Source organism: Phenylobacterium sp. (genome assembly GCF_035539035.1).
Taxonomy (GTDB): Bacteria; Pseudomonadota; Alphaproteobacteria; order Caulobacterales; family Caulobacteraceae; genus Phenylobacterium.
In genome coordinates, this window is record NZ_DATLJI010000014.1 from 354,800 (window position 1) to 381,185 (window position 26,386).

Annotated in this window: 23 protein-coding genes; 17 read left to right on the forward strand and 6 right to left on the reverse strand. The window is 71.2% G+C overall.

Annotated elements, in window-relative coordinates; translation table 11 throughout:
• Window positions 1–20: 20 nt before the first annotated feature.
• Genes lysA through argH form a run of 3 tightly spaced genes read right to left on the reverse strand, consistent with a single transcriptional unit; the run spans window position 21 to window position 3,033 of the window.
• Complete coding sequence (gene lysA / locus VM685_RS11330) at window positions 21–1,295, reverse strand: diaminopimelate decarboxylase (protein ID WP_325460256.1); 1,275 nt, start codon at window positions 1,293–1,295, stop codon at window positions 21–23.
• A complete protein-coding gene (locus VM685_RS11335) occupies window positions 1,292–1,606 on the reverse strand; it encodes a hypothetical protein (RefSeq protein WP_325460257.1) in 315 nt (104 codons plus the stop codon). The genes lysA and VM685_RS11335 overlap by 4 nt, the downstream gene beginning before the upstream one ends.
• Complete coding sequence (argH, locus tag VM685_RS11340) at window positions 1,603–3,033, reverse strand: argininosuccinate lyase (protein ID WP_325460258.1); 1,431 nt, start codon at window positions 3,031–3,033, stop codon at window positions 1,603–1,605. Before argH ends, VM685_RS11335 begins: the two co-directional genes overlap by 4 nt.
• On the opposite strand from argH, the gene VM685_RS11345 reads away from it, so the two are divergent.
• On the forward strand, window positions 3,034–3,669 hold the full coding sequence (locus tag VM685_RS11345; RefSeq protein ID WP_325460259.1) for a TlpA disulfide reductase family protein: 636 nt from the start codon (window positions 3,034–3,036) through the stop codon (window positions 3,667–3,669).
• Window positions 3,670–3,686: 17 nt separating this feature from the next.
• On the opposite strand, the gene VM685_RS11350 is transcribed toward VM685_RS11345, so the two are convergent.
• On the reverse strand, window positions 3,687–4,079 hold the full coding sequence (locus VM685_RS11350) for a helix-turn-helix transcriptional regulator (RefSeq protein WP_325460260.1): 393 nt from the start codon (window positions 4,077–4,079) through the stop codon (window positions 3,687–3,689).
• 205 nt (window positions 4,080–4,284) lie between these two features.
• On the opposite strand from VM685_RS11350, the gene VM685_RS11355 reads away from it, so the two are divergent.
• The gene (locus tag VM685_RS11355) at window positions 4,285–5,379 is read left to right on the forward strand and encodes a lysozyme inhibitor LprI family protein (RefSeq protein WP_325460261.1); all 1,095 of its coding nucleotides are present in this window, start codon (window positions 4,285–4,287) and stop codon (window positions 5,377–5,379) included.
• A 74-nt stretch (window positions 5,380–5,453) separates the two neighbouring features.
• Entirely contained in the window at window positions 5,454–5,705 is a 252-nt protein-coding gene (locus tag VM685_RS11360; RefSeq protein WP_325460262.1) for a hypothetical protein, read from the forward strand.
• A 10-nt stretch (window positions 5,706–5,715) separates the two neighbouring features.
• Here the strand turns inward: VM685_RS11360 and VM685_RS11365 are convergent, their stop codons facing one another.
• On the reverse strand, window positions 5,716–6,945 hold the full coding sequence (locus VM685_RS11365) for an MgtC/SapB family protein (protein ID WP_325460263.1): 1,230 nt from the start codon (window positions 6,943–6,945) through the stop codon (window positions 5,716–5,718).
• A gap of 103 nt (window positions 6,946–7,048) precedes the next feature.
• On the opposite strand from VM685_RS11365, the gene VM685_RS11370 reads away from it, so the two are divergent.
• The 11 genes from VM685_RS11370 to VM685_RS11420 all read left to right on the forward strand — a co-directional run bounded on the left by VM685_RS11370 (window position 7,049) and on the right by VM685_RS11420 (window position 20,172).
• Complete coding sequence (locus tag VM685_RS11370) at window positions 7,049–7,600, forward strand: DOMON-like domain-containing protein (RefSeq protein WP_325460264.1); 552 nt, start codon at window positions 7,049–7,051, stop codon at window positions 7,598–7,600.
• Window positions 7,597–8,799, forward strand: a complete 1,203-nt coding sequence (locus VM685_RS11375; protein WP_325460265.1) for a DUF1343 domain-containing protein — start codon at window positions 7,597–7,599, stop codon at window positions 8,797–8,799. Before VM685_RS11370 ends, VM685_RS11375 begins: the two co-directional genes overlap by 4 nt.
• A 152-nt stretch (window positions 8,800–8,951) precedes the next feature.
• On the forward strand, window positions 8,952–11,207 hold the full coding sequence (locus VM685_RS11380; protein WP_325460266.1) for a TonB-dependent receptor: 2,256 nt from the start codon (window positions 8,952–8,954) through the stop codon (window positions 11,205–11,207).
• Between the two features lie 3 nt (window positions 11,208–11,210).
• A complete protein-coding gene (locus VM685_RS11385) occupies window positions 11,211–12,518 on the forward strand; it encodes an MFS transporter (RefSeq protein WP_325460267.1) in 1,308 nt (435 codons plus the stop codon).
• On the forward strand, window positions 12,515–14,146 hold the full coding sequence (locus tag VM685_RS11390) for a carboxylesterase/lipase family protein (protein ID WP_325460268.1): 1,632 nt from the start codon (window positions 12,515–12,517) through the stop codon (window positions 14,144–14,146). Before VM685_RS11385 ends, VM685_RS11390 begins: the two co-directional genes overlap by 4 nt.
• Complete coding sequence (locus tag VM685_RS11395) at window positions 14,143–15,744, forward strand: long-chain-fatty-acid--CoA ligase (protein WP_325460269.1); 1,602 nt, start codon at window positions 14,143–14,145, stop codon at window positions 15,742–15,744. The genes VM685_RS11390 and VM685_RS11395 overlap by 4 nt, the downstream gene beginning before the upstream one ends.
• 33 nt (window positions 15,745–15,777) lie before the next feature.
• On the forward strand, window positions 15,778–16,473 hold the full coding sequence (locus VM685_RS11400; protein ID WP_325460270.1) for a TetR/AcrR family transcriptional regulator: 696 nt from the start codon (window positions 15,778–15,780) through the stop codon (window positions 16,471–16,473).
• Between the two features lie 72 nt (window positions 16,474–16,545).
• Window positions 16,546–17,439: an SDR family NAD(P)-dependent oxidoreductase gene (locus VM685_RS11405; RefSeq protein WP_325460271.1), complete on the forward strand. Its 894-nt coding sequence runs from the start codon at window positions 16,546–16,548 to the stop codon at window positions 17,437–17,439.
• A 123-nt stretch (window positions 17,440–17,562) separates the two neighbouring features.
• On the forward strand, window positions 17,563–18,516 hold the full coding sequence (locus tag VM685_RS11410) for an alpha/beta hydrolase (protein WP_325460272.1): 954 nt from the start codon (window positions 17,563–17,565) through the stop codon (window positions 18,514–18,516).
• 130 nt (window positions 18,517–18,646) lie between these two features.
• On the forward strand, window positions 18,647–19,732 hold the full coding sequence (rsgA, locus tag VM685_RS11415; protein WP_325460273.1) for a ribosome small subunit-dependent GTPase A: 1,086 nt from the start codon (window positions 18,647–18,649) through the stop codon (window positions 19,730–19,732).
• A gap of 110 nt (window positions 19,733–19,842) precedes the next feature.
• Entirely contained in the window at window positions 19,843–20,172 is a 330-nt protein-coding gene (locus VM685_RS11420) for a hypothetical protein (protein ID WP_325460274.1), read from the forward strand.
• Window positions 20,173–20,256: 84 nt separating this feature from the next.
• Here the strand turns inward: VM685_RS11420 and VM685_RS11425 are convergent, their stop codons facing one another.
• Window positions 20,257–21,252 carry an AraC family transcriptional regulator gene (locus tag VM685_RS11425; RefSeq protein WP_325460275.1) on the reverse strand — a complete coding sequence of 332 codons (996 nt, stop codon included), beginning with the start codon at window positions 21,250–21,252 and terminating at the stop codon, window positions 20,257–20,259.
• Window positions 21,253–21,475: 223 nt separating this feature from the next.
• Between VM685_RS11425 and VM685_RS11430 the strand changes: the two genes are divergently transcribed.
• The 3 genes from VM685_RS11430 to VM685_RS11440 all read left to right on the forward strand — a co-directional run bounded on the left by VM685_RS11430 (window position 21,476) and on the right by VM685_RS11440 (window position 26,325).
• Window positions 21,476–22,813, forward strand: a complete 1,338-nt coding sequence (locus VM685_RS11430; RefSeq protein WP_325460276.1) for an MFS transporter — start codon at window positions 21,476–21,478, stop codon at window positions 22,811–22,813.
• A gap of 28 nt (window positions 22,814–22,841) precedes the next feature.
• Window positions 22,842–23,933: an AraC family transcriptional regulator gene (locus tag VM685_RS11435; protein WP_325460277.1), complete on the forward strand. Its 1,092-nt coding sequence runs from the start codon at window positions 22,842–22,844 to the stop codon at window positions 23,931–23,933.
• A 142-nt stretch (window positions 23,934–24,075) separates the two neighbouring features.
• Entirely contained in the window at window positions 24,076–26,325 is a 2,250-nt protein-coding gene (locus VM685_RS11440) for a TonB-dependent receptor (RefSeq protein ID WP_325460278.1), read from the forward strand.
• The last annotated feature ends 61 nt before the right edge of the window (window positions 26,326–26,386 follow it).

The window sequence follows — 26,386 nt, forward strand, 5'->3', positions numbered from 1 at the left end:
GTAGATTTTACATATGTCAATTAAGCTGTGAGCCAGGGCGCCGGGCGCTCCCGCTCCAGCATGTCGTCGTAGGTGGGGCGGGGGCGGACGACGGCGTACTCCGCGCCGCGCACCAGAACCTCGGGGGCCAGCAGGCGGGAATTGTACTCGCTGGCCATGGCCGCGCCGTAGGCCCCGGCGCTCATGAAGGCGATCAGGTCGCCGCCCTCGATCGGCGGCAGGGCGCGGTCGCGGGTGAAGGTGTCGCCGGTCTCGCAGACCGGGCCCACCACGTCGTACACCACCGGTTCGCCCTCGCGCGGCTTCATCGGCCGGATGTCGTGGTAGGCGTCGTACATCGCCGGCCGCAGCAGGTCGTTCATGGCCGCGTCGAGGACCAGGAAGTTGCGGCCCTCCGGCCGGCGGTTCACGTGCAGGACCTGGGCCACCAGGACGCCGGCGTTGGCGGCGATCATCCGGCCAGGCTCGAAGGCGAATTGGATGTCCAGGCCCTCCATGGCGCGGGCGATCATCTGCGCATAGGCCTCGGGCGAGGGCGGCTCCGGCTGGTTGAAGTAGGGCACGCCCAGGCCGCCGCCGAGGTCCAGCCGCTCGACCGACAGCCCTTCGGCCCGCAGGCGCTCGACGAGGCCGCGCATCTTGCGGAAGGCGGCGTCCATGGGGGCCAGGTCGCTGATCTGGCTGCCGATGTGGCAGGCGACGCCGACCGGCCGGACGCCGGCCATGTTCGAGGCGTTGGCGTACAGCCGCTCGGCCTCGGCGAAGGAGACGCCGAACTTGTTCTCGGCCTTGCCGGTGGAGATCTTGGCGTGGCCGCCGGCCTCCACGTCCGGGTTCACCCGGATGGCCACCTCGGCTCTCTTGCCCATCCCCTGGGCCACGGCGTTGACGAGGTGCAGCTCGGGCTCGGACTCCACATTGATCTCGGCGACGCCGGCTTCCAGGGCGAAGGCCACCTCGGCCTCGGTCTTGCCCACGCCGGAGAAGACGATCCGCTCGGCGGGGATGCCGGCGGCCAGCGCGCGGCGGATCTCGCCCTCGGAGACCACGTCGGCGCCGGCCCCCAGCCGCCCCAGGGTGCGGAGCACCGCGACGTTGGAATTGGCCTTCACCGCAAACGCGATCAGCGGATCGCGCAGGCCGGCCGCCAGCAGGGCGTCGCGCAGCACCGTGTAGTGCCGCTCGAGCGTCGCGGAGGAATAGACATAGACCGGCGTGCCAACCTCGGCCGCGATGCGGGCGAGCGGCACGTCCTCGCAGTGGAGCTCGCCCCCGCGGAGCTCGAAATGATTCATCGGCGCGGGTTGGCGTACGGGTCGGGCAGGGCGCCCTGCGGCGCGGGCTCGGTCGGGTTCGGGCTCTGGCCCTGGATCGGGATGCTGCGCGAAGGGGCCGGATCGGTGGTGCGGTCGCGCGGGTCGACGGTGTCCACCGGCCGCGTCGGGTCCTGCGCCTGGCGCTGGGCCTCGTCGGCTTCGCGGGTCGTGGCGCTCTCGTTGCCGAACAGGGGCCCGGGCCGCTCCAGCGCCCCCATCTTGCCGCAGCCCGAGACGAGGGCGGCCGTGCCGAGGAGCGCGATCAGCGCCGGGATGCGGAGGGTCGTCATGCGAGGCTTTCCTTCCAACGCTGGATCTGGGCCCGCACCTGGTCGGGCGCGGTTCCGCCATAGCTCTTGCGGCTGGCCGCGGAGGCTTGCGGCGTGAGCACCTCATAAACGCCTGCGGTGATCCGTTGGTGCAGCGCCTGCAGCTCGGAAAGCGGCAGGCCGGGCAGATCGCAGCCGAGTTCCTCGGCGCGCTTCACGGCCGCGCCCGTCACGTGGTGGGCGTCGCGGAACGGCAGGTTCAGCTCGCGCACCAGCCAGTCGGCGAGATCGGTGGCGGTGGAGAAGCCGGCGCCCGCCGCGGCGGCCATCCGCTCCACGTTGGGCTCCAGGTCGGCGACCATGCCGGCCATGGCCCGCAGGGAGAGCTCCAGGGCGTCGAACGCCTCGAAGGTCGGGACCTTGTCCTCCTGCATGTCCTTCGAATAGGTCAGCGGCAGGCCCTTCATCACCACGGCCAGCTGGGTGAATGAGCCCAGCAGGCGGCCGGCCTTGGCCCGCACCAGCTCGGCCGCGTCCGGGTTCTTCTTCTGCGGCATGATCGACGAGCCGGTGGTGAAGGCGTCCGAGAGCCGGATGAAGCCGAACTGCGGCGTCATCCAGATCACGATCTCCTCGGCGAGCCGGGAGAGGTGGGTGGCGCAGATGGTCGCCGCCGCCAGCGCCTCCAGGGCGAAATCGCGGTCGGCGACGCTGTCCAGGGAGTTGGCGGTCGGCCGGTCGAAACCCAGGGCCCGGGCCGTCATCTGCCGGTCGATGGGGAAGGGGGAGCCGGCCAGGGCCGCCGCGCCCAGCGGGCTCTCGTTCATCCGCGCCCGGGCGTCGGCGAAGCGCGAGGCGTCGCGGCCGAACATCTCCACATAGGCCATGAGGTGATGGCCGAAGGTCACCGGCTGGGCCGGCTGCAGGTGGGTGAACCCCGGCATGATCGCGCCGGCGTGCGGCTCGGCCTTGGCCACCAGCGCCTTCTGCAGGGCGCGCACCTGGTCGATGGTCCGGTCGCAGGCCTCGCGGACCCACATGCGGAAGTCGAGCGCCACCTGGTCGTTGCGCGAGCGCGCGGTGTGCAGCCGGCCGGCGGCGGGCCCGATCAGTTCGCGCAGCCGGGCCTCCACGTTCATGTGGATGTCCTCGTACTCCTCCCGGAACGGGAAGGTCCCGGCCTCTATCTCGGCGAGGATGGTCGCGAGCCCCTCCTGGATGGCGGCCTCGTCCTCGCTTGAAATCACCCCGGCCTTGCGCAACATCGCCGCGTGCGCCCGGGACCCGGCAAGGTCCTGCGCCGCCAGCCTGCGGTCGAAGCCGATGGAGACGTTGATCGCCTGCATCAGTTCGGCGGGCTTGTCCGAGAAGCGGCCGCCCCACATAGCTTGTCCGCCAGGAGCCTGCCCGGCGGCGGGCTTGGGGGCGTCAGAGGAAGAGTCAGTCATATGAGCGATCAGTCCGCGGCGAAGCCCAGGGGTGGGATCCTGAAGTGGGCCCTCTGGGGCGCCGCCCTCGTCGGCGTCGCGGCGGTTCTCTACATCATGGCGAAGGCGTCCACCAAGCCGAGGCCGGAGGTGAACACCGGGCCGAAGCCCGCTGCGGAGGCCGCCGCCGGCAGCGTGCTCGAGAAGTTCAGCCGCCCGCAGGGCGCCGGGCCGCCCCCGGACTATGTGTTCCGCGACGCCGACGGCAAGGCGATGAAGATCGCCGACCTGAAGGGCAAGGTGGTGGTCATGAACCTGTGGGCCACCTGGTGCGCGCCCTGCAAGATCGAGATGCCGACGCTCGCCAAGCTGCAGGCCGACTACGCCGGCAAGCCGGTCGAGGTGGTCGCCATCAGCATCGACAAGGAGCCGGACGTCGCCGAGGCGCGCGCCTTCATCGGCCAGCACGCGCCGCTGAAGTTCTACAGCGACCCCGACGCGAAGCTGCCGTGGCAGGTGAAGCCGGCGGTGGCCGGCATGCCGACCACCATCGTCTACGGCAAGGACGGCTTCGAGCGCGGCCGGGTGGCCGGGGAGGCCGACTGGGGCGCCCCCGACGCCAAGGCGGTGATCGACCGGATCCTCGCGGAGGGCTGAGCCCCCGGCCGGCCGCGTCAGGCCACCTCGCGGGTCCGGCCCTGGGCCTCGGCCGGCCGGTCGGCCGTAAGCGTCCTCAGGAAGCCGACCAGGGCGCTCCGCGATTCCGGCGGCAGCTTCTCATAAGCGGTCAGCAGTTCGAGCGCGCCGGGCGTGCGCATGCGGCCCAGCATGTCGAGGTCGGTCGGAGCCTCCCGGTCGGCCCCGTCGAGCACGTCCATCAGGTCGACCACGCGGCACTGCAGAGCGCGCGCGATCTGCACCAGGCGTGAGAAGGAAATGCGGTTCGCGCCGTTCTCGTACTTCTGAATTTGCTGGAAACTCACCCCGCACTGCTCAGCCAGCGCTTCCTGCGAGATGCCGATGGTGCGCCGCCTTATTCTGACGGCGGCGCCGAGCGCGATGTCCATCGGATCCGGCGCCTTCGTGGACGGATCTGCCAAGTTCTCTACCTCCCGAGCCCCGCCGAGGTCTCTGTTCGCGACTCATTTTTGAACGATCGGTCGCGCGCCTCGGCTCCGGAGCGAGTAAATGATTTTATTTCAGATTTGAAAAGCATTGTTCGGTGAAGCGCCGGCGGCGCAACCGAGCTCTGCCTTGGGAGTTGGAGGGTTCATGTCCGACGCGCCCCATGACCCTTCGCTGCTGGACCGCCTCGAGGAGCCGCCCCGCCGCCGGCTAGGCCCTGGCCTGGCGGCCGGCGTCCTGATCGCCCTGACCGCCTCCGGCGGGCTCGCCTGGTGGCTGGCCTCCGACCATGCGGACGCCCCGGCGAACGTGAGTGTCCAGCACGCGGCCAAGGCGCGTGAAGGGGGACCCGCCGCGCCGATCCTGGCCGACGCCGGCGCCGACGAGACCCAGGTCCGCCGGGCCTACGAGCAGTTTCAGGTGATCTACGCCGATCTCGGGCCCGACGGGCTGGAGCGGTTCTCCCAGGATTGCGCAGGGGCGTTGGCGCAAGATCCCCGCATCCTCGACTACTGCCTGGCCTTCGACACCTTCGCCCGCGCGGTCGCGGCCGACAGCCCGTGGTTCGGCAACGCGGAGCTGCGGCACCTCGACCTCGCCCGCCAGGCCCTGCCCAGCGGCGCAGATCCCGCCCAGCGGCTCGTCCAAGTCCGCCATCTGACGCGGACCGCCACCGGCGCGCCCGAGCCGGTGGTGATCGCCAAGGCGCCCGACGCTCCGCCGATCGTCGTGGCCCAGGCCCCCGTTCCCCCGCCGGCTGTCGCGCGCACGGAGCCCGCGACGGTCCCGGCCCGGCCCTCGCCGCCGCCACCGCTTCGGGCCGCAGCCCCGGCGCGCACGCCTGCCGCCGCCCCCGCCCGCGTGGAGCGCGTCGTGGCTCGCGCCGCGCCGGCCGAGCGTCCAAAGCTCCAGAAGGCCTCCGCGCCGGCGCGCAAGGCCCGGCCGGCCCGCAAGGCGCTGGCTCCGATCGGCGGACCCGCGCTCGGCCGCTGCCTCGCCGAGCCGACCCCTGCCGAGCGCGCGCTCTGCCTGAACCCCGACCTGCGCACGGCCGACCAGCGTATGAGGGAGGCCTACGACAAGGCCTTGGCCGCCGGCGCCGACCGCCAGGCGCTCGACCGGGAGCAGGCCGAGTGGCGCACCGCCCGCAACATGGCCGCCCACAGCAAGGACGCGGTGGCCAAGCTCTACGACCAGCGGATCGAGCAGCTCACCGCTCGGACCGAGGACCCGCCGTTTTAACTTTGCCGATTAAGGTTCTGGTGACCGAAGCAGCGCGGAACTGACCGTTCTTCGTTCGGCCAGCGTCAGGACCCATGCGAGTCGTTCAGCTTCATCCCCCGTTCGATCACGGCGCCGCCCTGCGCGTGCCGCCGCCGCACGACTCGAAGAGCTGGCGGATGCTCTGGAGCTGGCTGGGCGACGAGGCCCGCGCCGTGGCCGAAGGCGCCGCCGTGCAGGTGCGCACCCCCGACGGCCCGGTCGTGGCCCACTGCGGCGACTGGATCGTGCTCAGCCACTCCGGCTCCTTCCACGTGGCGCACACCGCGCGCGGCCACGACGCCTAGGGGCGAGCACCTAGGCGCCGAGCGCCAGGAGTCCTCCGGCCCAGGCGGCGCCGGCCACCAGGAGCAGGCCCGGCACCACTCTCGCGGCGAACGCGCGACCGCCCGCGGCGAACGCGAACACCACCTTGGTCATGGTGTTGGTGGTGAAGGCCGCGAGGATCGGGATCACCGCCGCGCGGGGCGCCATCTCGCCCTGCGCCGCAAGGTTGGCCATGGAGATGGCCGCCGCATGGGTGTCCACGAGGCCGGCCAGCGCCGCCGCCGCCAGCGCCCCGGCGTCCCCGAACCAGGCCCTGAGCGCCGCCGAGCCCACCAGAACCACCGCCAGGGTCAGGCCGAACAACAGCGCCGTGGTGAGGCTGAAGGCCTCGCCGGCGTCCGCGTCCTCCGGCGCGGGCTGGCGCAGGGCGCGCAGGGTGAAGACCGCGCCGTAGCCCACCGCCGCGATCCCCGCGCAGGCGAGGGCGGGGGCCAGGACCCACAGGGTCGCCGGATCGGTCGCGCCGACCACGGCGGCCATCTGCAGGACGGTGGCCACGGTGGAGAGCACCGCGCCCGCGACCGCGGGGGCCATCAGGGCCGGGGTCTTGGCCGCCCGCGCGCCCATGGCGCCGATGGTGGCGGCGCTCGACACGAATCCGGAGGCGAGGCCGGCGGCGGGCAGGCCGAAGCGCGCGCCCAGGGCGCGCACCGCCACGTGGCCGGCCGCGCCGATGGCCAGCACCAGGATCACCACCATCCAGGCGGAGCGCGGATTGATCGCCCCGAACGGGCCCACGGGATGGTCCGGCAGCATCGGCAGCACGACCAGGGTGGCGGCCGCCAGGATCAGGGCGCCGCGCAGTTCCTTCTCGGTCAGCACCACGCCCACGAACCGGTGCAGGGGACTGCGTGCGGCGAGCAGGATCGCCACCGTGACGCCCAGCGCCGCGGCGAGGCCGGGCTGGCGGACGGCGAGGGCGCCGAGCAGGACGGTCAGGACCAGCGCGATCTCGGTGGTGAGGCCCGGGTCGGCGTCGCCGCGGGTGCGCCAGTAGCTCAGGGCCGCGAAGGCGCTCACCGCCACCGCGGTGATCGCCAGCAGCACCGGCCCGCCGGCCAGCAGGCTCGCCGCGCCGCCCAGGGCGGCCAGCGTGAAGGTTCGGATCCCGGCGGCCGACGGCGCCGCCCGCTCGCGGTTGCGCCGCTCGCGCTCCGCCCCGATCAGCAGGCCCAGGCCCAGCGCGACAGCCAGGTTCAACAAGAGTGCGTCCAAGTGCGCCGTCCCCCTCATGGCCCTTTTTAGCGCCTTGGCCGTGGGCTGCGACAGTGGCGCCGGGCCGCGCCGCGGCTACCATGGCCCCATGCGACGCCTCCTGGAGCCCCATCCCGAGTCCCCGGCCTCGCCGGTGAGCTCCATCGCCGTGACCGTCGACCGCGACGCACCGGGCCTGCTGCGCCTCGCCTACAGCGCCGCGGGCGACATGGCCGCGGTGAGCCTGCCGCCGCCGGCCGCCGCCGAGCGGGCGGACGAGCTCTGGCGCAGCACCTGCTTCGAGGCCTTCCTGCGACCGGCCGGGGGCGAAGCCTACTGGGAGTTCAACTTCGCGCCGTCGACGCAGTGGGCGGCCTACGCCTTCGACGGTTACCGGGCCGGCATGCGTCCCGCCGAGCGGATCGCCCCGCCGGTGGTGGAGGTCGCGGGGGACCGGGGCCTGTTCGCGCTGGCCGTGACCCTCGACCTCAGTGGCCTGGAGGGGCTCGCGCCGGGCGGCGCCTGGCGGCTCGGGTTGTCGGCGGTGATCGCCGGGAAGGGCGGCGTCTCCTACTGGGCGCTGGCCCATCCGCCCGGTCGGCCGGACTTCCACCACGCCGATTGCTTTGCGCTGGAAATTCCCGCAACGGGGCGGACATGAAATTCGGGATCGATCGTCTCCTCGCCGAGCCGGAACTGCGCGCCCCGCTGGCCGGCCGCCGCCTCGCGCTCCTGGCCCACCCGGCCTCCGTCACCGCCGACCTCGTCCACTCGCTGGACGCGCTCGCCGCCTGCCCGGACCTGAAGCTCACCGCCGCCTTCGGGCCGCAGCACGGCCTGCGCGGCGACAAGCAGGACAACATGGTGGAGAGCCCGGACTTCAGCGATCCGGTCCACGGCGTGCCGGTGTTCAGTCTCTACGGCGAGGTGCGCCGGCCCACCGACGCCTCCATGGAGACCTTCGACGTCCTGCTCGTCGACCTGCAGGACCTCGGCTGCCGGATCTACACCTTCATCACCACCCTGCTCTATGTGCTGGAGGCAGCCGCCAGGCACGGCAAGGCGGTGTGGGTGCTGGACCGGCCGAACCCCGCCGGCCGGCCGGTCGAGGGCCTGACGCTCCGGCCCGGCTGGGAGAGCTTCGTGGGCGCGGGGCCGATGCCGATGCGCCACGGCCTGACGCTCGGCGAGATCGGCCACTGGTTCATCCGCCAGTTCCGCCTGGACGTGGAGTACAAGGTCATCGCCATGGAGGGCTGGGCGCCCGAGGCCGCGCCCGGCCACGGCTGGCCGCTCGGCGAGCGGGTCTGGGTCAATCCCAGCCCCAACGCGCCCAACCTCTGGATGGCCCGGGCCTACGCCGGCACGGTGATGCTGGAGGGGACGACGCTGTCGGAGGGCCGCGGCACCACGCGTCCGCTGGAACTGTTCGGCGCGCCCGACATCGACGCGCGCGCGGTGATCGCCGAGATGCGGGCGCTGGCCCCGCAGTGGCTGGAGGGCTGTCAGCTCCGCGACTGCTGGTTCGAGCCCACCTTCCACAAGCATGTGGGCAAGCTCTGCAACGGCGTGCAGATCCACACCGAAGGCCCCGGCTACGGCCACGAAGCGTTCCGGCCCTGGCGGCTCCAGGCCCTGGCCTTCAAGGCGATCCGCCGGCTGCAGCCGGGCTACGACCTGTGGCGCGACTTCCCGTACGAGTACGAACTCGGCAAGCTGGCCATCGACGTGATCAACGGCGGCCCGGCGCTCCGGGAATGGGTGGACGACTCCGCCGCCACGCCGGCCGACCTCGACGCCCTGACGGTCCCCGACGAGACCGCCTGGGACGCCGAGCGGCGCGACATCCTCCTCTACTAGCCCCCTGCGCGGTCGCCTTCTCCGCGGCCGCCATTTCACCGTTCTCAGATATTCACACACGCGATAGTGAGTGTTGACAGCGCCGCTCGGCGCGACGCATCTTCCGCCAGACAGCCCGGCTCGAAGACCGGCTGATTGGGGAAGGGAAAGCTATGAAGGCGCTTCTACTCGGCTCGGCCTGCGCCATGAGCCTGATCGCCGCCGCGTCGCCCGCGCTGGGCCAGACCGCCGCGTCCGAAGGGGCCGCCGAGGGGACTGCGGTGGGCGAGATCATCGTCACCGCCACGCGGCGCAACGAGCGCCTGCAGGACGTGCCGCTCAGCATCACCGCCTATACGCAGGAGACGCTCGAGGCCAAGGGGATCGTGGGCTACGAGGGTCTGGCGCAGGAGACGCCTGGCGTCGTGCTGAACCGCGCCAGCGCCAACTTCAACAACTTCACCGCCCGCGGGATCGCCACCAACGGCTATGGCGCGAACCTGCAGTCGACGGTGGCGGTCTACATCGACGAGCTGCCGATCTCGACGATCGGCAACACGACCGTCCTCGACACCAACCTCTACGACATCGAGCGGGTCGAGTTCCTGCGGGGGCCGCAGGGCACCCTGTTCGGGTCGGGCTCGCTGTCGGGCGCGCTGCGGATCCTGACCAAGCGGCCCGATCCCAGCGGCTTCGACGCCTCGGTGCTGGTGGACTACGGCATCGTCGGCAACGGCTCGCTACGCCAGCGCTACAACGGCATGGTCAATGTGCCCCTCTCCGAGACCCTGGCCGTGCGGGCGGTGGGCTTCTACCGCGACGAGGAAGGCTACATCGACAACGTCGGCACGGGAATCCGCAACGCCAACACCCTGGTCAGCTGGGGCGGCCGGATGGCCGTGCAGTGGGAGCCCACCGAGCGGCTGACGCTGAAGCTCATGGCCTCCTACGAGAACAACAAGCCCGAGGACTCCTCGCTCGTCAGCCCGTCGCTCGGCAAGTACAAGCGCATCTCCGACCGCCCGGACCTCTTCCAGGGCCAGCAGGCGATCTACAACGCCACCATCGACTACCGCTTCGACGGCGCGACCTTCACCAGCTCGTCCAGCCTGTCGGGCTTCGACCAGAAGTTCTTCGTCGACCTGGCCGGCACCTTCGGCGGCGGCATCGCCTTCGCCCTGGACGCCACCGCCTACATGGATACCTTCGTGGAGGAGGCGCGGCTGGCCTCCGATCCGGGCGGCAAGTGGGACTGGGTGGTCGGCGGCTTCTTCCTCGATCGCCGCCTGGACGTCGACTACAACTACCGCTCCTCGCCGGCCTATCTGACGCGGCGCGGCTTCACCGGCCTCGCGGACGAGTACTACCAGCGCCAGTACAACCACACGAAGTCGCAGGAGCTCGCCGGCTTCGGCGAGGTGACCTACCGCTTCACCGATGAGTTCTGGGTCACCGGCGGCCTGCGCTACGGCGGCTTCGAGGCGCAGAGCTTCGTGGAGGGCGGCTACACCAGCAACTACCTGGCCGCCGCGCTCACCCCGACCTTCCGCGGTCCTCTGACCATCACCCAGGTCGCCCCGGTCACCGGGGTGAAGGCCAAGGAGACCGGCCCGTCCTACAAGGTCAGCATCTCCTACAAGCCCGTGCCGCAGGTCACGACCTACGCGACGCTCTCGACCGGCTTCCGCACCCCGGTGGTGAACGGCTTCGCCGGCCGCGCGAGCGTGGTGAACCCCGCCGACATCATCATCCCGTTCGGCGCCGACTCCGACGACCTGACCAACTACGAGATTGGCGTGAAGGGCCGCTGGTTCGACGGCCGGCTCAGCGCCAACCTCGCCGCCTACTGGATCGACTGGGAGAACATCCAGGTGCAGGCCAACCGGGTCTCCGACTCGGTGCAGTTCGCCACCAACATCGGCAAGGCGGTCTCCCGCGGCCTGGAGTTCGAGATCGCGCTCGCGCCGGCCGAGGGCCTGACGCTGGGCGTCAACGGGACCTTCATCGACGCCCAGGTGACCAAGCTGACCCCCACCGAGGCGGCGATCTCCGGCGCCGCGGAGGGCGTGCGCCTCGCCGCGCCGAAGTTCCAGGGGGCGGCCTACGTCAACTACGGTTTCGATCTGTCGCCGGAGGCGCGGGCCAACCTGTCGGTGGTGGCCTCGCATGTGGGCAGCTATCCGGGCATGTTCCCTTATGTGCCGGGCCGGCCGGGGGTGATCAGCCCCACCTACGGCTACACCCAGGCGTACAACAACGTGAACGCGGCCTTCGCCGTGGCCTTCGAGAAGCTGACCATCGGCGTCTATGCCGAGAACCTCCTCGACAGCCGCAAGATCAACTACGTCCACCCGGAGGCCTTCCTCGCCAGCCGGTTCGGGGTGCAGCGTCCGCGCACCATCGGCGTCCGCGCCAGCTACGACTTCTAGGCGATGGGCGCCGCCGTGGACTCCCTCCAGGCCGACCGCGGCGCGCGCCCCCTCAAGGGCGCGTGGCCGACGCTCGCCATCCTCTGCTTCGTCTATGTGCTGAACTTCCTGGACCGGCAGCTCCTATCGATCCTGGCCAAGCCGATCCAGGACGACCTGGGCGTCACCGACGGCCAGCTCGGCCTGATCAGCGGGCTCTACTTCGCGCTGTTCTACTGCCTGATCTCGATCCCGGTCGGCTGGCTGGCCGACCGGACCAACCGGGTCCGGGTGCTGGCGCTCGCCTGCGGCCTGTGGAGCGCGGCCACCGTCGCCTGTGGCCTTTCGGCCAACTATCCGCAGCTCGTGCTGGCCCGGATGACGGTCGGCGTCGGCGAGGCGGGCGGCGTGCCGCCGTCCTACGCCATCATCACCGATTACTTCCCGCCCGGCCGGCGCGGCACGGCGCTGGGGCTCTTCAATCTCGGCCCGCCGATCGGCCAGGCGCTGGGCGTCGCCTTCGGGGCGGCGATCGCCGCCGCCTACAGCTGGCGGGCGGCCTTCATCCTGCTGGGGTCGGTGGGCATCGTCACCGCGCTCGTCGTGCTGCTGCGGGTTCGCGAACCGGAGCGGGGCGGCCTCGACCGCGCCGCGGGCCAGGCGCCGAAGGTCCAGCCCGGCCCGGCGGCCTTCTGGCCGACGGTGCGGATGTTCTTCTCCACGCCGTCCCTGCTGCTGGTCGCCCTGGCCAGCGCCGCGACCCAGATCATCACCTACGGGGCCGGTAACTTCACGACCCTGTTCCTGATGCGCGAGAAGGGGATGACGCTGCAGGACGTCTCCCTCTGGTACGCCCTGGTGGTCGCCGTCGGGATGGGCGGCGGGATCTTCGTCTCGGGCCGGGTGATCGACCGGTTCACCCGCCGCTCGCGGGTGGCGTACGCCGCGGTCCCGGCCGCCTCGCTGGCGCTCGCCATCCTGCCGTTCCTCGCCTTCGTCTGGGCGCCGACCTGGCCGCTGGCCTTGGTCTTCCTGCTGGGGCCGACCTTCCTCAACTACTTCTACCTCTCCTCGGCCGTGGCCCTGGTGCAGGAGGAGGTCGCGCCCGAGCAGCGCGTGCTCTCCGGGGCGCTCCTGCTCCTGGTGATGAACCTTGTCGGCATGGGCGTGGGCCCGACCTTCGTGGGCATGGTCAGCGATGCGGTGAAGGGCAGCTATCCGGAGAACTCGCTGCAGATCGCCTTCTACGCCCTGGCGCCGATGTACGCCGTGGCCGTCGGCCTGTTCGTCGCCCTGGCCCGCGTCCTGAGCCGGGAAGGGGCGAGGGCATGAGGGCAGGGCTGGCGCTCGTCTTCGCGCTCGTCCTCGGCGCGGGTTCGGCCGCCGCCCGGCCGGCGCCCGTGGTCCGGGCGCCTGCGGGGGCGGTGAAGGGCGAGGCGCTGGCCGGCCTGCACGTCTTCAAGGCCATCCCCTACGCCGCGCCGCCCACCGGCCAGCGACGCTGGCGGCCGCCGGCGCCGCTCGCCCCCTGGAGCGGCGTGCGCGAGGCGAAGGACTTCGGGCCGGCCTGCCTTCAGCCGCGCATGCCGCCCAGCGGCATCTACGCCAGCGAGCTGCCGCAGCTCAGCGAGGACTGCCTGACGCTGAACGTCTGGGCGCCCGCCGACGCGCGCGGCGCCCCGGTGATGGTGTGGATCCACGGCGGTTCGCTCACCACCGGCTCCAGCCGCGAGAGCATGTACGACGGGGCGGGGCTGGCCCGGCGCGGCATCGTGGTGGTGTCGATCAACTATCGCCTTGGTGTCCTGGGCTACCTGGCCCATCCCGCGCTCAGCGCGGAGAGCCCCGACGGCGTTTCGGGCAACTACGGCCTGCTGGACCAGATCGCCGCGCTCACCTGGGTGAAGCGCAACATCGCCTTGTTCGGCGGAGACCCCGCCCAGGTGACCATCGCCGGGGAGTCCGCGGGGGGCCTGAGCGTCATGTACCTGATGGCCTCACCCCTGGCCCGGGGCCTCTTCTCCAAGGCGGTCCTGCAGAGCGCCTACATGATCTCCACCCCGGAGCTGCGGGAGAAGCGGTTCGGCATGGAGCCGGCCGAGGCGGCCGGCGCGCGGCTGGCCGCGCAGCTCGGCGCCGCCGACCTCGCCGCCCTTCGCGCCATGGACGCCGTCGCCCTCATCGATAGGGCTCCAAAGGCGGGCTTCGCGGCCTTCGGCGCCGTGGACGGCAAGGTCCTGACCCGCCAGCTGGTGGAGACCTTCGACCGCGGCGAGCAGGCGCCCGTCCCGGTGCTGGCCGGCTTCAACCAGGGCGAGATCCGCTCGCTCCGCCGCCTCGCCCCGCCGGCGCCTGCGAGCGCCGAGGCCTACGAGCGCGAGATCCGCGCCCGCTACGGCGACCTCGCCGACGGCTTCCTGCGGCTCTATCCCGCGAACGACCTCGGCGAGAGCGTGATCGCCACGACCCGCGACGCCCTCTATGGCTGGACCGCCGAGCGCCTGGCGCGCAAGCAGACCGAGATCGGCAAGCCGGCCTTCCTCTACCTGTTCGACCACGGCTATCCGGCCGCCGACGAGAAGGACCTCCACGCCTTCCACGCCGCCGAGATCCCCTATGTCTTCGGCACGCGTGACCGCACGCCGGCCGGCTGGCCGAAGCCGCCGGAAACCCGGGCCGAGACGCGGCTCGGCGACGCCATCCAGGGCTACTGGGCGGCCTTCGTGAAGACCGGGACGCCGGCTGCGCCGGGCCAGCCGGCGTGGGAGTCCTATGACGCGGCGCGCGCCTACATGGCGTTCGAGGACGCGCCCCGCCCGCGACGGGGGCTGATGCCCGGCATGTACGAATTCAACGAGGCGGTGGTGCAGCGCCGCCGCGCCCAGGGCCAGACGCCCTGGAACTGGAATGTGGGCATCGTCTCGCCGCCGCTGCCGCCTGAGAGTCCGGAGCGCCGATGATCGACGGAGCCATGCAGCCCTTCGCGCTGACGCTCGACAAGTTCCTTGAGCACGCCGCCAAATGGCATCCCCGCGCGGAGGTGGTGACCGCCCGCGATGGTGACCGCGTGGACCGGATCGGCTATGCGGCCCTACGGGACCGCAGCCTCCGGGTGTCGGCCGTCCTCCACGAGCTGGGCGTGCGCGGCGGCGACCGCGTCGCCACCCTGGCCTGGAACACCCAGGCCCACGTGGAGGCCTGGTACGCGATCATGGGCATGGGGGCGGTGTGCCACACGCTGAACCCGCGCCTGACCGCCGCCCAGCTTGCTTGGATGGTGGAGCGCTCGGGCGCACGCGTCCTGATCGCCAGCGCCGACCTCCTCCGGCTGGCGCGCGAGATCGCGTCCGCCGCGCCGCTGGTCGACCAGCTGCTGGTCATCGACGGGGACGCGACCGAGGCCGGGGGGGGGCCGCCCGCCTCCGCCCTCGAGCCCCTGGTCGCCGCCGCCGAGGCGCGCCTGCCCTGGGGCGGCTTCGACGAGAACGCGCCCTCGGGCCTCTGCTTCACCTCCGGTACGACCGGCCTGCCCAAGGGCGTCACCTACACCCACCGGGGGAGCTTCCTGCACACCCTTCGCGCCCTGCAGGCGGACGGCATGGCCATCGCCGGCGCCGACGTGGTGCTCACGGTCGTGCCGATGTTCCACGCCAGCGCCTGGGGCCTGCCCTTCGCCGCGCCCGCGGTGGGCGCCAAGCTGGTCCTGCCCGGCCGTCAGGCCGACGGGGCGAGCCTCGCGCGGCTGATCAGGTCCGAGGGCGTGACGGTGGCGGTCGGCGTCCCGACGGTCTGGCTGGGCCTCCTGGAGCACGTGGAGGCGGAGGGCGCCGAGCTGCCGTCCCTGAAGCGGATCATGGTGGGCGGCGCGCCCATGCCGCCGGCCTTGATGGACCGTCTCGAGCGCCGCCTCGGGGTGGTCGTGCAGACCACCTGGGGCATGACCGAGCTCTCGCCGTCCGGCACGGTGACGCCGGCCAGCGACCCGGTGCGCCGGGCCAGCCAGTCCGGCCGCCCGGCCGTGGGCATCGACCTGCTGATTACCGACGCCGACGGCCGGCCGCTGCCCGAGCAGCGCGGCGTCGAGGGGCACCTGCGCGTCCGCGGTGCGGCCGTCGTCGAGCGCTACTTCGGCGAGACCGAGCTGGCCACTGACGCCGACGGCTGGTTCGCCACCGGTGACCTCGCCAGCCTCGACGAGGACGGCAACCTCAGCATCACCGGGCGCGCCAAGGACCTGATCAAATCGGGCGGCGAATGGATCAACCCCGCCGAGATCGAGGCCGTGGTCAGCGCCCTGCCGGAGGTCTCGCTGGCGGCGGTCATCGGCCGCTCCGATCCGAAGTGGGGCGAGCGCCCGGTGCTGCTGGTGGAAATGCGCGAGCGGGCGGCGCTGAGCGACGAGGCCCTGCTGGCGCCGCTCCGGGCGAAGGTCGCCCCCTGGTGGGTGCCTGACGAGGTGGTCCGGCTCGAGCAGATGCCGCTGGCGGCCACGGGCAAGATCGACAAGCTGCGTCTGCGCGCTGAGTATGGGGGCGAGGCGGCCGGCTCCTCGGCTTGACGCCCCCCCGAGCCTGGGCCGAAAGAGTGCCGCGTGTCTGAGAGTGTGAAACCCCGTCGCAGTACGAAGAAGGCGGAGCAGCGCGCCTATTCGATGGAGCAGATCCTCGATGCGGCGGAGGAGCTGTTCTCGAAGCACGGCCTGTATGGGGTGACGCTGAAGGACGTGGCGCAGCAGGTGGGGGTGCACCACACGCTGCTGAACTACTATTTCGCGGACAAGAAGACGCTGTTCGACGCGGTGTTCGCCAGGCGCGCGGTGGTGACCGCGGAGCGGCGGATGCGGGCGCTGGACGAGTATGACGCCGCCACCCAGGGCAAGCCGACGGTGGAGGGGGCGCTGCACGCCTTCCTGGACACCGACCTCGACCTCTACATCCAGGGCGGGCCGGGCTGGAAGAACTACGGCGCGCTGGGCGCGCTGGTCTCCAACACCCCGGAGTGGGGGGCCGAGCTGATGGACGAGCACTTCGATCCGGTCGTGCTGCGTCTGATCGGCCTGCTGAAGAAGGCGCTGCCGGACTGTGCGGAAGAGGACATCTTCTGGGGCTACCACTTCGTCACCGGGGCGCTGATGGTGACGCTGGCCCGCACGGGCCGGATCGACAAGCTGTCGGGCGGGGTGTGCAAGTCCGAGGACTTCGTGGCCATCAAGCAGCGCATGGCCCGCTTCATGGCCGCCGGCTTCCTCGAGATCTGCAACGCCCGGACCAAGGGGGCCGACACCTAGCTCCACCTTATCGTTGATCTTCACTATCGAGTTAGTGAATATACCCGCTTCAATCAGCGAGGGGAGGTCGCATTGTCGCTTGAAGGTCGGGTCGCAATCGTCACGGGCGCCGGGGGCGGGCTGGGCCGCGCGCACGCGCTCTATCTCGCCGCCCACGGGGCGAAGGTGGTGGTCAACGACATCGCCCAGGAGGCCGCCGAGCGGGTGGCGCAGGAGATCGTGGCGGCCGGCGGCAAGGCGCTCCCCATCGCCGCGTCCGTGACAGACGAGACCGGCGTGGCGGCCATGGTGGCCCGCGTGATGGACGTCTGGGGCCGCGTGGACATCCTGGTGAACAACGCGGGCATCCTGCGCGACAAGACCTTCGCCAAGATGAGCCTCGACGACTTCCGCCTGGTGGTCGACGTCCACCTGATGGGCGCGGCGGTCTGCTCCAAGGCGGTGTGGGAGATCATGCGCGGGCAGGGCTACGGCCGCATCGTGATGACCACCTCCTCGTCGGGCCTCTACGGAAACTTCGGCCAGGCGAACTACGGCGCGGCCAAGATGGCGCTGGTGGGCCTCATGCAGACGCTGGCCATCGAGGGGGCGAAGTACGATGTGCGGGTGAACTGCCTGGCGCCCACCGCCGCCACCCAGATGACACACGGCGTGCTCTCCGAGGAGAGCCTGGCGCATCTCGACCCCGCGCTGGTCAGCCCCGGCCTCCTGGCGCTGGTGGGCGAGGACGCCCCCACCCGGGCGATCCTCTGCGCGGGCGCCGGCCACTTCGCCACCGCCCATGTCACCCTGTCGGCGGGCCGCTACGTCGGCGCGCGGGCCGACGCTGGCGAGCAGGTCGTCGCCCACTGGCCCGAGATATCCGACCGCTCGGGCGATATCGTCCCGGCCTACGGATTCACCCAGGCCGAACGCGAGCTCGCCAGCGCCGGCCTCTCCACCGACGTGGCGGTCACGCAGCGCTGAGCCGCCCGCCGGACTGTCATCGCCGGCCCAGCCCCAGCGATCGGCGATGACGGAGCGGGCCCGCTTGTCAGCTCCGCGCCATCCAGGACGTCCTTCGGGCGGACCCATGGACCGGAGGCCGTCATGCCGTCAGAGTTCTCCCGACTGTTCCGCGCGGCCGCGCTCGGCGCCTCGCTCACGGCGCTCGTGGCGTGTTCGCCGCCCCCGCAGCAACCGCAGAGCGAAGGGCGATCGACCATGCAGGCGCTCCGACCCAGGTCCAGCGGCTACGCCGAAGCTTCGGAGGGACTGCGCGTCCATTACGAGATCTACGGGCAGGGGGAGCCGATCGTGGTGATGGCCGGCGGCTTCGGCGACGCCAGCTCCATGACCCAGGTGATCGGCCCCCTGTCCCGCGAGCGCCAGGTGATCGCCATCGACCTGGAAGGCCATGGCCGCACCGCCCTGCGCGACACGCCCATGACCCACGAGAAGCTCGGGGACGACGTGGCCGCGGTCCTGCGCCACCTGAAGATCGCCCGCGCCGACGTCGCCGGCTATTCACATGGTGGCGATGCGGCGATCCGCATGGCGATCCAGCACCCCGAGATGGTCCGAAACCTGATCGTCATTTCCACCGCCGCCGAGCGCGACGGCTGGTATCCCGAGAACCTGCAGGCGATGGGCTCGGTGAGTTCGGCCCAGCTCGAGATGTTCAAGCAGACGCCGTTCTACGCCCGCTACGTCGCCGTGGCGCCGCATCCGGAACAGTTCGGTCTGCTACTCGACCGGATGGGCGAGCTGATGCGCAAGGACTACGACTGGCGCGCCGAGATCGCCGCCATGCGGGTCCCGACCCTGCTGCTGTTCGCCGACCACGACGCGGTCTCCATGCGCCACATCGCCGAGTTCTTCGCCCTGTTCGGCGGCGGCGTGCGCGACCCCGGCTGGAGCGGCGAGCCGCAGTTCTCCCGCGCCCGGCTGGCCATCGTGCCGGGCTACACCCACTACAACTTCGGGCAAGGACCGGACGTCGCCCGCGTGATCGAGGCCTACCTCGACCGGCCGACAGCGAGCGCCACTCAGTTCACGCCCTAATGCGGAGGCTTCCGCGCCGGGTCGCGGCGTTCAGGATCGCTTCGCAGATCAGCGCGCTGGCGGCCGCGGGCGGTTAGGCCCATAGGATGGCGCCCCCGCCCCCAGGCGATCGATTGCGCGACGATTGTGGATGCCTGACGTGATCGACCAGTACGGATGGTCCGAGGAGCTGGCCCGGGCCTTTGCGCCCCACGCGCGCGCCGGGCGCATGCCCGGCCGCGTCGTCGTCCAGCACCGCGACGGCTATGTGCTCGTCACCGAGGCCGGAGAGCTGCGTGGCAAGGCGTCGGGTCGCCTGCTTCAGGACGCCGGAGAAGGGGGCTATCCGGCGGTCGGCGACTGGGTTGCGCTCACGCCCGACCCGGCCGACCCCACCGCGACCATCCATGCCGTGCTGCCGCGCCGGACGGCCTTCACGCGAAGGGCCGCCGACAGCGTGCGCAAGCTGCAGGTCGTCGCCGCGAACATCGACGTCGTCTTCGTGGTGACCTCGCTCAACGCAGATCTGAACCATCGCCGGATCGAGCGCTATCTCGCAGCCGCCTGGCAGAGCGGCGCCCGCCCCGTGGTCGTGCTCACCAAGTCCGACCTCTCGGCCGATCCGCAGGCCGAGGCGGCCGAGGTCGCCGCCCTGGCGGCCGGCTGCCCCGTGCTGGTGGTCTCGGCGCGGGAAGTCGTCGGCCTCGAGGCCCTGCTCGCCCAGGTGAAGGCGGGTGAGACCTGCGTGCTGATCGGGTCCTCCGGCGTGGGCAAGTCGACCCTGGTCAACGCCTTCCTGGGCCGGACGCGAATGGCCGTCGATGCGATCCGCGAGGCTGACGACCAGGGCCGCCACACCACCAGCCACCGCGAACTGGTCCTGCTCCCCGGCGGTGCCCTGATCCTCGACACCCCGGGCATGCGCGAGGTGGGACTGGTCGACGCCGACGAGGGCGTGAGCGAGGCGTTCGACGACATCGAGCAGCTGGCCCGGGACTGCCGGTTCAACGACTGCACCCACGGGAGCGAGCCGGGCTGCGCGGTCCGCGCCGCGCTGGACAGCGGAGCGCTCGACCCCGCCCGGTGGGCGAACTTCCAGAAGCTGGGGGTCGAACTGGCGGCCGTGGAGGAGAAGGCCGACCGCGTCGCCCGGGACGCCGAGCGCCGCCGGCTCGCTGCGCTCCAGAAGACCTACCGCGCCACCAAACGGGACCATCGGGGCGGCGCCGGGGAGTGAGGACCGCCCGATGTTGGGGGGCGACCCGAGAACGACGGTATTGCAGAATGTCCGCGCGCTCTTGCCCGCGAACGGGCTAGGTGGGGCCTCCCGAACGCAGAGAGACGACCATGCCCGCATTCACCATCGTCACCACCAGCGCGACGCAAGGCAGCGAGGCGGCCGAGGTCAACACGCTGGCCGACGACTTCGCCAACGAGAGCGAGGCCGTGGGGTACGCGCGCCGGATGGCCGAGGAGATGCTCGGCCTGGCAGAGCAGCTGTCGCTGGACTTCGACTACAGCAACGTCGCGCTGTACGATGGCGATCTGATCGACGAGGAGCTCGATCCGTTGGATGCCTCGTTCATCGGCATGTGGGTCCTGGACGAGGCGGGCGCCGCCTTCATCAACGCCGAAGAGTTCCGTGAGAACGCCACGCTAGAGCCCGCCCCGCAGTAGGGCGCGCGAGGACCTTTCGCGGCGATCCCTCCCTCGTGGCGTCTGCGCCGTGCCGCCATCCGGGCATGCAAGCTGGCGACAGCTTCACCCGCGGCGAACCTCCGCGAAGGTTCTTCCGGTCCACCGCTTGACCGCGCGCCTGAGGTTGGAGCTGTCGCTGAAGCCGACCTTCCAGGCGATGTCGTCGGCGCTGATGCGGGTCGTCGTCAGGTACTCGAGCGTCAGCGTGCGGCGCACGTCATCGACGATGGTGGCGTAGGTCTGCCCCGCCTCATCGAGCCGGCGGCGCAGGGTCCGCTCGGTCATGCCCAGCCGCTGCGCCACGGCCTGCATCGAGGGGAAGCCGTTCGGGGCCAGCATCAGCAGCTGGTAGACGTCGCCCGCGACCCCTGTGGTCATCTTGGCCTGGCCCACAAGCCGGTCGCAGGTGTCTTCCAGCATGGCGCGGGTCAGGCGGTTGGCGAGCTCCGGCGCCTGGTCCAGCACGCTCGCGCTGTAATGCAGCTCGTGGGCGGGCTGGCCGAAGAGGCAGGGACAGCCGAGCGTGGCTTCGTCCGCCGCCGTCCGGCCGATATCCGGCAGGCCGAAGGACGCCCGGATCGGATGGGCGTGAACCCCCATCACGTCGCGCATATGGGTGGAGGTCATCATCATCTGCTGGCGAAGCAGGAAGTTGCGCAGGTCGTGGCTCATGAGATCGCCGTAGATCTCGGTGAACGACCAGATCGCCAGGTCGCCGTCCTGGCGCCACCCGAGCTGCTGGATCGGGGTCGCCAGCGGGTGGTAGCGGACGGCGAACTCGAAGAAGTCCCGCATGGTCGGCGAGCACATCAGGGCGTAGCCGTACATGCCGTAGGCCGACAGGTGCAGGTGGGCGCCGACGTCGTAGGCGACGCTCAGGTCGACGCCTGCGGTCACCACGTTCTCGCAGGCCGTCAGGTACTGGCGGATCGAGGTCAGGGTGTGCGGATCGGCCACGTCCGCCGGGCTGAGGCCCGTCCCGGTCAGCACGGTCTCCGCCGCCAGGCCGTGCCCGGCGACCACATCGATGAGCGTGGCGATCTTGTAGGGCGCGAACATCCTCTGGTTCGGCAGCGGCCGGCGAAGCGGCCGCCCGGCCGGCGGAAGATCTCCGGCCGCCGCCCCCGTCCGTCGTCCCACTGGTTTCGCCTGGGCCAAGCTGCGCCTCCGTTTGTCCGCTAAAGACATATATGTGTCCGGCAGAGACCTCAAATTGCCTGGCCGCTTCTTCCTATGATCCCGACCAGCCGGCGCAGATCGGCGAGAGAGGGACGCACCAGGCATGACATCTCCCAACGCCACGCCGGCGCGCGGTTCGACCGCCCGGCTCGCCATGACCTCGGCCGTCGCGGCGGGGGTCGAGTGGTACGACTTCTTCGTCTACGGCACGGCCGCGGCGCTGGTGTTCCCGCACATCTTCTTCTCGCCGGAGCTTTCGCCCTTGGTGGCGCAGCTCGCCGCCTTCAGCACCTTCGCGGTGGGCTTCATCGCCCGTCCGCTGGGCGGGGTGGTGTTCGGACACTTCGGCGATCTCTACGGCCGGAAGGCGACGCTGGTGGCGGCGCTGATGATCATGGGCGTCTCGACCCTGCTCGTCGGCCTGTTGCCCACCTACGAAAGCGTCGGCATGTGGGCGCCTCTGATGCTGATCGTCCTGCGGTTCGCCCAAGGGTTCGCGGTGGGCGGGCAGTGGGGCGCGGCCGCGCTGATCGCCATCGAGAACGCGCCCGAGGGCCGGCGCGGCCTGTTCGGCAGCTTCGTGCAGATCGGAGTTCCGTGCGGGGTGATCCTGGCCAATGTCGCCTTCATCCTCTCCAACGGCCTGATGGACCGGGCCGCCTTCGAGGCCTGGGGCTGGCGCATCCCCTTCCTGCTCAGCATCGTCGTGGTCGGGCTGGCGCTCTTCGTCCACACGCGCATCCAGGAGTCGCGGGAATTCGTGGCCGCGGCGGCGAAGCGAAAGGCGGCTGCGCCATCGCAGGCGCCGCGACGTTCGCCGATCCTGCAGGTGATCGCCTCGAGCTGGCGCCGCATCCTGCTGGCCGGCGGGGCCTTCATCGCCAGCAACGCCTGCTTCTACGTGATCATCACCTGGGTGATCTCCTACGGGACGACGGAACTCTGGCTGTCGCGGGAGCTGATGCTGGGCGGCGTGATGTTCGGCAGCCTCTGCATGATCCCGGCGCTGATCCTCGTGGCGTCCGCCTCCGACCGGTTCGGCCGCTACGGCCTCTTCCGGCTGGGCTGCATCACCACCGGTCTGTGGTCCTTCGCCTTTTTCCCGCTGCTGGAGACGGGCGCGCCCGCCGGCGTGGGCGCGGCGATCGCGGTCGGCCTGTGCTGCGTGGCCATGATGTACGGCCCGCAGGCCGCCCTGTTCGCGGAGCTGTTTTCCACCGAGGTCCGGTATTCCGGCGCGTCCCTGGGCTACCAGGTCGGCGTGCTGCTGGGCGGCGGGTTCGCCCCGATGATCGCCACGGCCCTCTTCGCCGCATCCGGCAGCAGCATGACGGTGGCCGCGTACATGGCGGCGACCTGTTTCATCTCCCTCGTCTGCGTCTCGTGGCTCCACGTCCACCGCAAGGCGGGCGAGGCGCTGGCGGCCGCCCCGGCGCCTTGAGCCGCGGGGCAGGTGAGGTCTCAGGCCGATGCACGGTTCGACATCACGGGCCCCGGGGCTGGACGGCGCAGCGGTCGGCGCCCTGCTGCAGGGCGCCGTCCGGCGTGGCAAGGATCCGGCGGAGATCCTGCGGAAGGCGGGGATCGACCCCGCCGTCTACGGCAGCCGCACGCGGGCCATCGATGGCCGGTCCCTGGTCCGGTTGGTCCGCCAGACACAGTTCGCGCTGGACGACGTCTTCCTGGGCTTCTTCGCCACCCCGTCCCGGCTGGCGCTCGAGGCCGAGCGGATGATCTCGCTGATGAGCTGCGCCACGTTCGGCGAGGCGCTTCGGGTCAGCATCCGGTTCACGAACGCCATGTCGGCCGACGCCGGGCCGGCGGTCACCGAGGACCACGGCGCCGGCCTGCAGCACACCTGCGAATACCACACCGTGGACGGGGTCGACCGGCAGGTCCTGGTCTGGATCCGGTTCCTCTGGATCTACCACTTCTTCAGCTGGCTCATCGGCCGGCCGCTCGCCCTGCGCGGCATCTCCATCCAGGGGCCGCGGCCGGAGCAGGCCAACGGCTTCGACCGGTTCGCCGTCTTCCGCTGCCCGGTGCGGTTCGACGCCGAGGTGGACTCCCTGTCGTACGACTGGAACGACCTGTCGGCGCCCCTGGCCCACAAGGCGCTGGGCGACTACGAGGCCTACTATGCCGGCGAGCCCGACTGGTTCGAGACGCCGGGCGGCGGGGCCAGCTGGCGCGAACGCACCCAGCAGGCGCTGCTCGACTTCCACAAGGCGGGCGACTGGTCCCCGAGCCTGGAGGACGTCGCCGCCCGGCTGAGGACGGGCGCGCGGCGCCTGCGTCGCGAGCTCCACCGCGAAGGGGAATGCTTCCAGGAGATCCGGAGCCGGCTGCGCGGCGAGCTTGCCGGCGCCTATCTCCTGGCCAGCGACATCCCGATCACCGAGATCGGCCTGGTGCTGGGCTTCAGCGACCCCGGCAGCTTCTCGCGGCAGTTCTCCGCCTGGGCGGGGATGCCGCCCTCGTCCTTCCGCTCCCGCTATGTCTCCGACGCCGCCAGGCTGGCGAGCGCGACGGCGGTCCTGGGCGAGCGGAGGGTCTCGTGAGCCCGCGCCGCCGGCCTGGTCACTTACGCCAAATCACGCTGTCAGCCCTGCAATTGAGCTGCGCCCCCGTCCGCGGCCATTGCTCGGGGACCGGAGCTTCAGACTCCGGGCTGAAGCGATCCTGCGATCGAGGGAGGGTGCAATGAACCGCAAAGTGATCCGTCGGGCTGGCGCGCTGCCGCTGGGGGCGGCGGCCCTGCTGGGCAGCGTGGCCCTGCCGGCCACGGCCCTGGCCCAGCCGCGGGCGAACGAAGCCGCGCTGGAAGAGGTGGTCGTCACCGCCGAGAAGCGGGCCGAAGGCCTGCAGAACATCCCGATCGCCATCACGGCGATCTCCGACGCCACCCTGCAGAGGGCCGGGGCCAAGGAGGTCGGCGACCTCGTCCAGCTCACGCCCAGCCTGCAGTTCGGCACCCGATCCACGAACGTCTTCATCGCCATGCGCGGCATCGGCCAGGCGGGCCAGGACATCGGCAGCCAGTCGGGCGTCACCGTGTCGCTGGACGGCGTGCCGCTGCTCAACCACTTCATGATGAACCCGGCCTTCCTCGACCTCGAGCGCGTGGAAGTGCTGCGGGGGCCGCAGGGCACCATCGCCGGCCGCAACGCCACCGGGGGGGCCATCAACATCCACAGCAAGGCGCCGACGCCGGACCGGGACGGCAGCCTCAGCGTCACCGTCGGCGACCGGTCGCGCCATGGCGTGCGCGGACACCTCAACACGGCCTTTTCCGATCAGCTGGCCGGCCGCCTGTCGTTTCAGCGCGAAGTGGCCGACGGCTGGCTGAAGAACGGCTTCCTGGGGCGGCGAAACGACAACACCGACATCGCCGAGGTGCGCGGCCAGCTGCTGTTCACGCCGACGGACACCTTCAGCCTGCGCGGCCTCGTCGACTACACGCGCGACCGCAGCGACCCCGGCTTCGCCCAGATCCTCGGCCGGGCCGATCCGGCGCGGCCGACGGTGCCGGAACTGGCGACCTACATCTATCCGCGCAACGACCCGGACGACCTGACCTTCTACTTCAACGAGCCGAACCGGCGTGACGTGGAGAGCCTCCGGGCCACCGCCCTCGCCACCTGGGCGGTCACGCCGGACATCACGCTCACCTCCACGACCGGGTACATCGACCACGAGATCGACCTGACCGACCTCGATGTCGACGCGACGCCGTACAACACCGCACGCTTCGACCTGATCGGCATCAACGCGAAGCAGTTCACGCAGGAACTGACCCTGACTGCGAACCTCGGAGAGCGCGCGGACCTCGTGGCCGGCGCCTTCTACATGCGCGGCGAGTCCAGCGAGCCGCTCTACCTGAGCCTGGCGACGTTCCGGAACTACCTGGTCTACCTGCCCGAGGAGACGCTGGACTCCTACGCCGCCTACGCCCAGTTCCGCTACCAGCTGACGGACAAGCTGCGGGCCACGGTCGGCGGCCGCTACACCACCGACGACAAGTCCTACCAGATGGACTCCGCGGTCGGCGGGGCGCCGCGCCTGAGCTCCGACTCCGGCAAGTTCAGCGCCTTCACGCCGCGCTTCGTGCTCGATTACACGCCGAACGACGAGACGCTCGTCTACGCCAGCGCCTCGCGCGGCTTCAAATCCGGCGGGTTCAACACGCTGGGCGACGTGTCCATGCCGGTGAACCGGTTCAACCCGGAGTACGTCTGGAACTACGAGGCGGGCCTCAAGGCCATGCTGTTCGACCGCAGGGTGCGGCTGGGCCTCACCGGCTTCTACGCCGACTACACCAACCTGCAGCAGACCGTGTTCCGCCTGAACGACGCGACCCAGGTGCGCTTCCCCCGCGTCGAGAACTCCACCTCGGCGACCATCAAGGGGGTGGAGTTCGAGGGTGAGGCCAACCCGATCAACGGGCTGCGGTTCACCGGGGCGGTGACCTACCTGGACGCCGAGTTCGGCTTCTTCTGCAACAACGACCCGCTGTACCCGACCGCGCCGACCTCGCCGTCGTGCGTCGGCGCGACGCGGGACGGGCAGCCGCTGCCTCCCGGCGCGGTTCAGCTTGAGGGCAATACGCTCACCCAGGCGCCGCGCTGGCAGTACAACGTCTCGGCCCAGTACACCTTCCCGGTGTCCGACAACCTGAACCTCACAGCCCGGGCGGACTACAAGTGGCAGAGCCGGACCTACTTCGACATCTACAACAACCCGCAGAACTCCCAGGCCGCCTACGGCCTCCTGAATGGGTCGCTTGAGCTGGCCTCCCGGGACCGGGCCTGGGCGCTGCTGGCGTGGATCCGCAACGCCGCCGACGAGCGCTACATCAGCCAGGGCTCGGCGGGGTCGGGGGCGACGCCTGCGGTCACCGGCTCGATGGGGCTTCCCCGGATGTACGGGGTCACGGTCACCCATCAGTTCTAGGACAGCCCGGGCGCCTCCCCGCCGGGCTCTGGCCGACCCTCGCAGGATCGGTCCTGCCTGG